At 69.3% G+C, this 9,484-nt stretch carries 11 protein-coding genes and 1 pseudogene; 5 read left to right on the top strand and 7 right to left on the bottom strand.

The features are described from left to right. The 3 genes and pseudogenes from O3W51_RS11915 to O3W51_RS11905 form a co-directional block, all read left to right on the top strand. Positions 1-429 (top strand): DUF2252 family protein (locus O3W51_RS11915; protein WP_269285631.1); only part of this gene is annotated, 429 nt, incomplete at its 5' end. A 189-nt stretch (positions 430-618) separates the two neighbouring features. Next, positions 619-1,978: pseudogene (locus O3W51_RS11910) on the top strand (chloride channel protein). 37 nt (positions 1,979-2,015) lie between these two features. Beyond that, a complete protein-coding gene (locus O3W51_RS11905) occupies positions 2,016-2,939 on the top strand; it encodes an aldose 1-epimerase family protein (RefSeq protein WP_187144692.1) in 924 nt (307 codons plus the stop codon). 22 nt (positions 2,940-2,961) lie between these two features. On the opposite strand, the gene O3W51_RS11900 is transcribed toward O3W51_RS11905, so the two are convergent. The 4 genes from O3W51_RS11900 to O3W51_RS48435 form a co-directional block, all read right to left on the bottom strand. Next, positions 2,962-3,582: an L-threonylcarbamoyladenylate synthase gene (locus tag O3W51_RS11900; RefSeq protein WP_138351759.1), complete on the bottom strand. Its 621-nt coding sequence runs from the start codon at positions 3,580-3,582 to the stop codon at positions 2,962-2,964. 262 nt (positions 3,583-3,844) lie between these two features. Next, positions 3,845-4,708, bottom strand: a complete 864-nt coding sequence (locus O3W51_RS11895) for a virginiamycin B lyase family protein (RefSeq protein ID WP_198358001.1) — start codon at positions 4,706-4,708, stop codon at positions 3,845-3,847. Positions 4,709-5,054: 346 nt separating this feature from the next. After that, on the bottom strand, positions 5,055-5,405 hold the full coding sequence (locus O3W51_RS11890; protein WP_187144690.1) for a hypothetical protein: 351 nt from the start codon (positions 5,403-5,405) through the stop codon (positions 5,055-5,057). Positions 5,406-5,476: 71 nt separating this feature from the next. Continuing rightward, positions 5,477-6,040, bottom strand: a complete 564-nt coding sequence (locus O3W51_RS48435; protein WP_307811519.1) for an amidohydrolase family protein — start codon at positions 6,038-6,040, stop codon at positions 5,477-5,479. A 50-nt stretch (positions 6,041-6,090) separates the two neighbouring features. On the opposite strand from O3W51_RS48435, the gene O3W51_RS48430 reads away from it, so the two are divergent. Beyond that, entirely contained in the window at positions 6,091-6,453 is a 363-nt protein-coding gene (locus O3W51_RS48430) for a hypothetical protein (protein ID WP_331284060.1), read from the top strand. A 72-nt stretch (positions 6,454-6,525) separates the two neighbouring features. Here O3W51_RS48430 and O3W51_RS48425 read toward each other — a convergent pair whose 3' ends face one another. The 3 genes from O3W51_RS48425 to O3W51_RS11875 form a co-directional block, all read right to left on the bottom strand. Beyond that, the gene (locus tag O3W51_RS48425) at positions 6,526-6,906 is read right to left on the bottom strand and encodes a hypothetical protein (protein WP_306665001.1); all 381 of its coding nucleotides are present in this window, start codon (positions 6,904-6,906) and stop codon (positions 6,526-6,528) included. An 85-nt stretch (positions 6,907-6,991) separates the two neighbouring features. Beyond that, positions 6,992-7,270, bottom strand: a complete 279-nt coding sequence (locus tag O3W51_RS11880; RefSeq protein ID WP_138351757.1) for an Atu4866 domain-containing protein — start codon at positions 7,268-7,270, stop codon at positions 6,992-6,994. 151 nt (positions 7,271-7,421) lie between these two features. Beyond that, positions 7,422-8,246: a dienelactone hydrolase family protein gene (locus tag O3W51_RS11875; RefSeq protein WP_232485481.1), complete on the bottom strand. Its 825-nt coding sequence runs from the start codon at positions 8,244-8,246 to the stop codon at positions 7,422-7,424. Positions 8,247-8,343: 97 nt separating this feature from the next. Between O3W51_RS11875 and O3W51_RS11870 the strand changes: the two genes are divergently transcribed. Then, positions 8,344-9,348, top strand: coding sequence for a GlxA family transcriptional regulator (locus O3W51_RS11870; RefSeq protein WP_138351756.1), 1,005 nt, complete (start codon positions 8,344-8,346; stop codon positions 9,346-9,348). Positions 9,349-9,484 lie beyond the last annotated feature (136 nt).

Raw genomic sequence — 9,484 nt, 5'->3', positions numbered from 1 at the left:
CCCTATGTGGGCGCGAGCGAATACGAGAACCAGGGCGAGCGGGTGGTTGCGGGGCAGCGGTTGATGCAGGCCGCGAGCGACATCTTCCTCGGCTGGCAGCGGGTGGACGGGATCGACGGGCGGCGCCGTGACTTCTACATCCGTCAGCTGCGTGACTGGAAGGGCATCGCCCAGCCGGAACTGATGGTGCCGAGGGGCATGAGGGCGTTCGGCGAGGTCTGTGGCACCACCCTGGCCCGCGCCCACGCGAGGTCCGGTGACCGGATCGCGATCGCCGGATACCTGGGGCGCGGCGACGTCTTCGACCGTGCACTGACGACCTTCGCCGAGAGCTACGCCGACCAGAACGAGCGAGACCACCAGGCGCTGGTGAAGGCGGTCAAGGACGGCCGGGTCACCGCCGCGCAGACCGAACCCGACTCCTCCTGAGCGGGCCGGGAGGGGGATACGGACGGCGCCCCGTCCGGAGCGTTCCGGTCAGGACGCTGGGCCATCGGAATGGCAACCCGGCCGTCGTCGTCCGGTAGGCACCGGCACACCCGGGAGCATCGTCGTCGCGTGATATCACGGCAGGGAAGACCTCGCGTGCCCGCCCGCCAGTGCTGAGAGACGGTGATCATGTCGGCCGACGGTGTCGGACAGCCGGGGGCGATCCCCAAGGACCCTTTCGCCCTGGTCCGCGCCCGCGGGTATCCGGTCCTGCTGGTGGTGGCCGCGGTGCTCGGTGTCCCGGTCTCGGCGGCGGCGTTCGGCTATCTCGCCCTCGTCTCCGAACTCCAGTCGCTGACCTACAAGGATCTGCCCATGGCACTGGGCTTCCACGGAACGCCGTCCTGGTGGCCGGTGCCGCTCGTCGCCCTGGCGGGACTCCTGGTCGGCCTGACCATCCGGTACCTGCCGGGCGGGGGCGGCCACAAACCGGCCGAGGGGCTCGCGGCCACGGGTCCGACACCGGCGATCGATCTGCCCGGCATCGCGCTCGCAAGCGTCGCCTCGCTCGTCCTGGGCGCCGTCCTCGGCCCCGAGGCGCCGCTGATCGCGCTCGGCAGCGGGCTGGCCGTCGGCGCCGTACGCCTGGTCAAGAAGGACTTTCCGCCGGACGCGACCGCCGTGGTGGGGGTCGCCGGGAGCTTCGCCGCCATCAGCGCGCTGCTGGGGTCCCCGCTGCTCGGAGCGTTCCTCCTGATGGAAGCGTCCGGACTCGGCGGGGCAATGCTCGGGATGGTCCTGGTTCCGGGGCTGCTCGCGGCCGGAGTCGGCTCGCTCATCTTCACCGGCCTGGGCTCGTGGACCGGCCTGGGCACCTACTCTCTGGGCCTGCAGCAGGTGCCGCACACCGACCGGCCCGACATCGCCGCGTTCGGCTGGGCCATCGTGGTCGGGGTGGCAGCGGCCCTCGTCGGCACGGGGATCCGCCGGCTCGCCCTCTTCCTGCAAGCACGGGTTGAGCGGAGGCGGGTGGTGGCCACCGTGTTGGCCGGCACGGTGGTCGGCGTGATCGCGCTGGTCTACGCCGAAGGGACGGGCAAGGAGGCGTCCGGGGTGCTGTACTCCGGGCAGAGCGCGCTCGACCCCCTGCTCGAAGGGTATGCCGGGTACTCGGTGGGCACCCTCGTGGTACTCGTGGTCTGCAAGGCGCTCGCGTACAGCGTGTCCCTGAGCAGCTTCCGGGGAGGCCCCAATCTTTCCCGCGATGTTCGTGGGAGCGGCGGGCGGGCTCGCCCTCGCCCATCTGCCCGGACTGGACGTGACGTCCGGCTTCGCGATGGGCATCGGCGCGATGTGTGTGGCGATGCTGAAACTGCCGATGACCTCGGTGCTGCTGGCCACGCTGCTGCTGGGAGCGGAGGGTCTCACCGTGATGCCGCTGGTGATCGTCGCGGTCGTGGTGTCCTACGTCATCTCGCTCCGACTCACCCCGGTTCCAGCCGACGTTCCCGCCGACCTTCCCGCGGACGTTTCCGGCGGTCACCCGTAGCCCTCGCCCGATACCAACTTCGACCTGGAGGCCGTACGTGTCCGAGAGCCCTACCGGGCAGCAGATTCTGCTGCGCCATGGTGAGCAGACCGCCGTCATTGTGGAACTGGGCGGTGCGTTGCGCGACTACACGGTCGAGGGTCGCCCGGTGCTCGACGGCTTCTCGGCCGACGAGCGGATCACGGGAGGCCGCGGTCAACTCCTCGTGCCCTGGCCGAACCGGATCGGCCAGGGCCGGTACCGCTGGAACGACCAGGACCTCCAACTGCCTTTGACCGAGCCGGAGAGCGGCAACGCCATTCACGGGCTGCTGCGCTGGATGTCCTGGCAGGTGGTGGAACGTGAGGAGCACCGGGTACTTCTGGGCGCCACCCTGTGGCCGCAGCCCGGCTACCCGTTCCACCTCGACGTCCGCGTGGGGTACGTGCTCGGGGCGGACGGACTGATGGTGACAGTGGTCGCACGTAACCTCGGTGAGGACACGGCACCCTACGGCGTTGGCCAGCACCCCTACCTGACCGTGGGCACCGAGATGGTGGACGACGCGGTGCTCCTTGTCCCGGCCCGGAAATGGCTTCCACTCGACGATACGGGTATGCCCGTCGCGGCCGAGGATGTGACGGGATCACCCTTCGACTTCCGCACGGCCAAGGCCGTCGGCGGGCAGCGCCTGGACACGGCCTTCGCCGAACTGGAACGGGACTCCTCCGGCCGGGCCGTCGTGCGCCTCGCACACCCCTCGGGTTCGCACGGCACCGACCTGTGGCTCGGGGAGGGCACCGGGTTCGTGCAGGTGTATACCGGAGACACCCTGCCGGAGCGGCGACGCCGGGGTATCGCGGTCGAGCCGATGTCCTGCCCGCCGAACGCCTTCCGGAGCCGAGACGGTCTGGTGGCACTCGCACCCGGCGACCTGCACACGTTCCGGTGGGGTCTGCACGTGTGGCGCCAACAGGACTGACGGCACGTGGCAGGACGCGCGGTTACTCGAACCGTGTGGGGTCGCCCGCCCCGCGGCGGAGGATCTCGGTCTCGCCGCTCGAGAAGTCGATGACGGTGGTGGGCTCGGTGCCGCAGTCGCCCGAGTCGACCACGGCGTCCACCACGTGGTCGAGCAGTTCCTTGATCTCCCAGCCTTGCGTCATCGGCTCCGCCTCGCCGGGCAGCAGCAGGGTGCTGGAGACGAGTGGCTCTCCGAGTTCGGCCAGCAGCGCCTGCGTCACGACATGATCCGGGATGCGCACGCCGACGGTCCGCTTCTTGGGGTGCTGCAGCTGGCGCGGCACTTCCTTCGTCGCCGGCAGGATGAAGGTGTAGCTGCCCGGTGTCGCCGCCTTGACCGCGCGGAACACGTCGTTGTCGATCTGTACGAACTGCCCCAGTTGGGCGAAATTCTGGCAGATCAGAGTGAAGTGGTGCCGGTCATCGAGGTTCCGGATGGACCGGATGCGGTCGATGCCCTCGCGGTTGCCCAGCTTGCAGCCCAGCGCGTAGCAGGAGTCCGTGGGGTACGCGACCAGCGCGCCCGACCGAATGCTGTCGGCCACAGCGCTGATGCTGCGCGGCTGGGGATTCTCGGGATGTACGTCGAAGTATCGTGCCATCGGGCAAGACTAAGGCGCTTCTTCGGATCGGTATGCCAACCGAAGGGGGACACGGTGATCCAAGATCATGTGAGTCTCCACGACAGCCGGCAGCAGCCGACCTCCACTACGATCAGGCAGGGGATCCGCACAGTTGAGGGCAGGTACGGTCGCTGCCATCACGGGGGCACCGCAACGCGGGTTTCATCTTGAGACGCCAGGTCAATGCACCGCGGCGGCCGGGACACCTGTGCTCCCGGCCGCCCGGCTGCCCGGAGGGAGCTCAGTTCCACCCAGGCCGTGTGCTCATCGGCGGGAACGCGAGGCCGGTCGGCGTGTTGAGGCCGGTGGAGGCAAGCGTGACCTGCCCGCCGCCCGTCTCCCGGACTCGCACCACCCGGTTGTTGAAGGCGTCGGCCACATAGAGGCCGCCGTGGGTGTCGAGCGCGAGTCCCAGCGGATCGCTCAGACCGGCGATGGGCACCGTGCTCTGCTCACCACTGTCCGCGGCCACTTTCACCACGCGGTTGTTGCCGCTGTCGGAGATGTAGAGGTCACCCTTGGCGTTCAGGGCCAGCCCGGTGGGCTGGGACAGGCCGACGGTGGGCACGGTGGTCTGACTGCTCCCGTCCGCGGAGACCTTGACGACCCGGTCGTTGACGAAGTCGGAGATGTACAGCTCCCCATCGGCCTTCAGCGCCAGCCCCCAGGGATGCAGCAACCCCGTGGTGGGGACGGTCGTCTGACCGCTGCCGTCGGCGGACACCTTGACGACCCGGTCGTTGAAACTGTCGGCGATGTAGAGGTTGCCGGCGGCGTCGACGGCCAGCCCCAGCGGGCGCGACAGGTCGACGGTGGCCACTACGGACTGCTCCCCGCCGTTCGGGGCCAGCTTCACCACCCGGTTGTTGCCGGTGTCGGAGACATAGAGATTTCTGGCGGCGTCCCACGCCATACCGGTCGGACGCACCAGGCCGTCGAAGGGAACCGTCGTCTGACCACCTCCGCCTGCGGGCAGTGTCACCACCCGGTTGTTGCCGTAGTCGGACACGTACAGCGGCAGGCCGGCGGGCCGGCCCGCGTCACCGGCCTGCGTCGCGTCCGCCGATCCGATCGGCAGCGCACAGAGCAACAGCAGCCCTGACACAGCCGCCAGCCGCCGGGTCCACCCCCTGTTCGTGCGGCCGGCAGCTGCCGAAGGTTCGCGCGTTCGTGCTCCCGCTGTCCTGAGTTTCACGACTCACCCATCTGTTCTGGACGGTCGGCCCGTCGCCGTACTGGCCTGCGGAAAGGGTCGGCACCGCGCGATTGCATGGAACGGCGCCGCTGCTGTGACGGGCGGTCACCCACGGCCGACAGGACCGCCGGACGCCCGCTCGGTCCGTCAACCGCCGACCCTAGGAAGCAGTGCCGGGGGAGTGCGGGAGCCACGCCATCGACCGGCCCGGCGGCCACTCCAATGCTCCGTGCCCGACGGCGGGGAATACGGCCACTCATCCGAACCTCCCGGCCTCCGGGGTCGCCGCGGTGGCGCAGGCGGGGCGGGTCCGGGCGCAGTAGGAGCGTGCGGCCGCGAGGAGGGCGAAGCCCAGGCCGCCGGAGGCCATTCCACCGAAGGCGGCCAGCCAGAGAGTCCCGCAGAGGGTGGCGCCGAGATCGGCGTCGAGTTCGGGGGCCGGCAATACTCCGAGGGCGGCGAGCGGAGCGTAGATCACCAGGAAGACCCCGTACACCGACAGGCCGAACGCGGTCAGCCAGGCCGGGATCAAGGGCAGCAGACGCGGTACACGGCGCCTGGACAGAACGAGGGTCCAGCGGGGAAACACCTGCCCCCACGGGTACATGAGTCCGATCAGGAGAAAGAATCCGAGTCCCGCGGCGGATCGGGGGCACCTCCCGGCGGTGGTTGGAGGAGCTACTTCGGTGACGCTCCCTGGTTCTGGGCCTGGGCCGCCGCAGCGCTGAGGACGTGGTCGCGTGACTCGGTGACCGCGTGGCGCAGGGCCGGCAGGTCGACACCCAGGACCTGGCCGTTCCACTTGCGGACCTGTCCGGCGATGAACACGGCGGCGATGTTGCGGGGGTCCGAGCCCAGGACGACGGTGCCGACCGCATCGTTGAGGGGCATGGTGTTGAGATCCTCGGCGTCGATGAGCAGAAGGTCGGCTTGCTTGCCGGGAGTGAGGGAACCGGTCGTCTCCCCGAGACCGTTGGTCCTGGCGCCCTGGAGGGTCGCGAAGTCGAGAACGTCGTGGGTGCTGATCCGGTGCGGCTGGTCCGTGGTTCCGTGGGCGGCGTTGACCGCCCGCATTCGCTGGATGGTGTGCAGAGCCCGCATCTGGGTGAACATGTCGCTGGCCAGGGCGACCTCGACGTCGATACCGAGGCCCGGCCGGATGCCGGACGCCAGTGCCTCGTCGATGGCGGGGATCGCGGAGTCCAGGCCGATCTGGGCATCGGAGGTGGGCGCCAGGGACACGGTGCTTCCGGTGTCCTGGCCTGCCAGGCCTGCGGCGTCAGACCGGTGCAGTGGATGAGCGTCACCTGCGGCGTCAGCAGGCCCTCCTTCGCCCAGCGGAGAACGGCCGCGGAGGAGGTGGCACCGAGGACCGCATCGATACTGACCCCGATGCCCAACTCCGCTGCGGAGCGGGCGAGCTGCGGCCCGTAGGCGAGGTCGGGTCCGGCGATCTCATCCGTCGCCAGCGCCGCCAGGCGCAGGGTGAGCAGCGGGTGATCGCCGGTGAAGTACCGGTCGTGCAGGCGGGTGAGATCGCCGGGCCACTGCCGGTCCCAGTCGCCGAAGTGCGGGCCCATGGAGGCGTGCACACCTCGGATGCCCGTGTCGATCAGGGCCTGGACGGCCTGGTCGGAGTGGGCGGGGGTGCGTGAGTTGTGCGAGAAGTCGAGCATGCAGGTGATGCCGTTGTCGATCGCGGTGAGGGCGGCGAGCCGGGTGCCGACCTACATGTCCTGGGGACGGTAGACCGGGGCCAGTCCGGCGAGGGTGGTCATCACGTAGTCACCGAGGTCGTTCACGTCCGGCATGAGCCGGCGCAACTGCGCCTCCCAGGCGTGCCGGTGCGTGTCGACGAAACCGGGGGAGAGGATGAAGCCCTTCGCGTCGATGACCACGGCGTTCTCTGCCGCCCCCTGGGAGATCAGATCGGTTGCCACCGCACGGATGATGTCCCCTTCGATCAGGACGTCCGCACACGTCAGGACACCGTGGGCGGGATCCATGGTGACGACGGTGGCTCCGGTGATCAGAACCCGGCGGTCGGGGTCTCCGGACTGGTTGTTCAACGCGTCGATCAGTGCGCTCGCATCGCGTCGGAGGTTCATGGGTTGGTCCTTGCCTGTCGTGCGGTGGGGCGGGGGGACAGCAGTCGCCCTCGTGGGGTGGTCGTCCGGGTGGACCGGGTGGTGATCACGGAGTCGGCTTCCCGCCTTCGCGGTGGAACACATAGCCGGCGTGGTGCAGGACGTCGCCACGGAAGTCACCGGAGGCGGTGAAACCTGAGTCGTCGGCGTACTCGATGCGTGCGCCCGTGACCTGGTAGCTGCCCGTGTAGGCGCTGGTGCGGGTGCCACGAGCCTCGTCGTAGCGGCCGTTGGGCAGCAACTCCTGGCGGATGTGCCCGTCGGCGGTCACCCACATCCCGAGGTAGGGATGTGGGCCCGAATCCGGTGCGTATGAGGAGGTCATGGCCTCGACTGTCGCCGTCGTGAGCTGTGACAACCAGGGCTGAGGCAATCCTGGGAGCGCGGTTCCTAGGTGCGGCGCACCCTGCCTCGGGAAGTGGGAGGATCGCGCGGCGACTTCGGTGTCGAAGCACGGACAGCGGTAAGCGCAACCTTCAGGTGCCGAGTCGCTCGACGAGGAACTCGATGATCTCGTTCCTGGCCTGCATGGTGGGGTGACCGTCCTGGTCGACAAGGTGTGCTGTGACGACGCTGTGGGCGCATCCGACGACGTCACGGAAGAAGGGCGGAGGGTCGGTGTTCGCCGTCTCCGCCTGGAGTACGCGGCCGTCGAATGCGTCGCCGAGCAGCGCCTGGTAGGCCGCGAACCGCCGGCCGGTGCACCACGTGTCGTTGTCGAAGCGGTAGGCGAGAACCTTCAGTCCGTCTCTCGTTATGCGTTCAGCCACGGCGGCCGCGTCCTCGTCGCTGATCTCCAGAGCGCCGGGGTCGTCGAGCGGAAGCGACGGATGGTTGACCACGGGTGCGATGACCGCGGGTTCGAGTGCCATGGTCAAGGCGAAGTTGCCGGTGAAGCAGAGACCGACGGCGCCGACGCCGGGTCCGCCGCACTCGGCGTGCGCCAGGCGGGCGAGGCCGCGCAGCCAGGTGACGACGGGGCTGGTGCCGCCACCGGCGAAGGCTCGGAACTCGGCGCTGACGCACGCGCGTCGGACGACGGTCTCGCGTGCCTCCGCGAGTGGATAAGCGCCGTCGACGCCGAAGAGTGAGGGCATGTACACGGAGAATCCGGCATCGCGCACCCAGCGCGCGAACCGTGCGACGTCGGGGCTGATACCCGGCATCTCGGGCATGAGGATGACGGCCGGTCCTGACCCGGCGACGTACACGGTCTTGTCGACGCCATCGACGCCATCGACGCTGACGGCCCTGCGTGCGAAGTCGTCCAAGGGGTCGCTCTGTCCTCGCATGATGGTCATGACCCAGATGGTGAGGCGTGACCGCCGTCCGGAGTAGTGGCGGCATCGCCATGTATCCCGGTAATATCGCCACCCGTCACATGGTCGGAGGCACTGCATGAGTCCGCTGCGAGTCGGGGTGCTGGCCTACCCCGGGTGCTTCGCGTCGGAAGTCTTCGGAGTCCCGGACCTCCTGACGATGGCCACCCATGTCGCCGCGGCGCAAGGATCGCTCGAGCCGGCCTATGAGACGTCGGTCGTCTCGCCCCGGCGACGGGTGATCGCGTCCGGCGGCTCGGCCATCGACGTCTCGGCGGTTCGCCCCGTCGACGTCCTGATCGTGCCGGGTTTCGAGCTGTCGCCCACCCTCGATCTCGACGCCACACTCGCCGGCCTGGGACCGGAAGTAGCTGCGATCCGATCACAGGCGGCCTCGGGGACCGCTGTCGTATCGATCTGCGTGGGTGCCTTCCTGGTCGCTGAAGCCGGCCTGCTCGGCGGGCGCGAAGCGACCACGTCCTGGTTGTTCGCGGACCGGTTCGCCCGCAGATACGCCGACGTGCGCCTGCGCCCGGAGCGTCTGGTCGTGACGGACCGGGGCGTGACGACCACAGCCGCTTTCAGCGCCATGTACGACTTCGCGCTGCACTTCATCCGCGAGCACGACGGTCCCCGCATCGCCCGCAGCACCGCGCGGATCGCCCTGGTCGACGATGCACGTTCCACGCAGGCCCCCTACGTCGATCCAGGGCTCATACCCACGGTGGGCAGGGAGTTCTCGCTCAGCGTCAAGCGGTGGCTCGACCAGAACCTGAGTACCCGCTACGACCTGCCCGTCCTCGCCCGGGAGTTCCACGTCAGCACGAGAACCATGCTCCGTCGCTTCGGCGACGAAACCGGCCAGACTCCACTCGCGTACCTGCACACGGTCCGGGTGCGTCGAGCCAGACAGCTGCTGGAGACGACCGACAGGGCAGTCGCGAGCATCGCCGCCGACGTCGGGTACCGCGATCCCGGTGCGTTCGGCGACATCTTCGCCCGGCACACGGGCCGGCGGCCGAGGGAGTACCGCGTGATGTTCCACCGCCGCGGCGACCAGCACGAGCCGACCCCGACGAACTGAGAGGCCGCGCAGACAGGCGTGCGTTCCTGGGCGGCGGACCGGGCGTTCGCCCCATCGGTGGGTCGTCCGCGCTCGTACCCTCGCAGTGGCCTTCACGCCTCCCATTGTCTGCGGGTTGGTGCCTGGATCGAGCTGG

This window comes from Streptomyces sp. H39-C1 (genome assembly GCF_027158125.1).
GTDB lineage: Bacteria > Actinomycetota > Actinomycetes > Streptomycetales > Streptomycetaceae > Actinacidiphila > Actinacidiphila fildesensis.
Note: the sequence above shows the minus strand (reverse complement) of the source record. Positions and strands in the feature narration are given on the sequence as shown.

Coding starts and splice junctions, on each gene's coding strand:
- O3W51_RS11900 (WP_138351759.1), bottom strand. CDS start 3,582: ATGGCACGATACTTCGACGTACATCCCGAGAATCCCCAGCCGCGCAGC.
- O3W51_RS11890 (WP_187144690.1), bottom strand. CDS start 5,405: ATGTACCCGTGGGGGCAGGTGTTTCCCCGCTGGACCCTCGTTCTGTCC.
- O3W51_RS48425 (WP_306665001.1), bottom strand. CDS start 6,906: ATGAACCTCCGACGCGATGCGAGCGCACTGATCGACGCGTTGAACAAC.
- O3W51_RS11880 (WP_138351757.1), bottom strand. CDS start 7,270: ATGACCTCCTCATACGCACCGGATTCGGGCCCACATCCCTACCTCGGG.
- O3W51_RS11875 (WP_232485481.1), bottom strand. CDS start 8,246: ATGACCATCATGCGAGGACAGAGCGACCCCTTGGACGACTTCGCACGC.
- O3W51_RS11870 (WP_138351756.1), top strand. CDS start 8,344: ATGAGTCCGCTGCGAGTCGGGGTGCTGGCCTACCCCGGGTGCTTCGCG.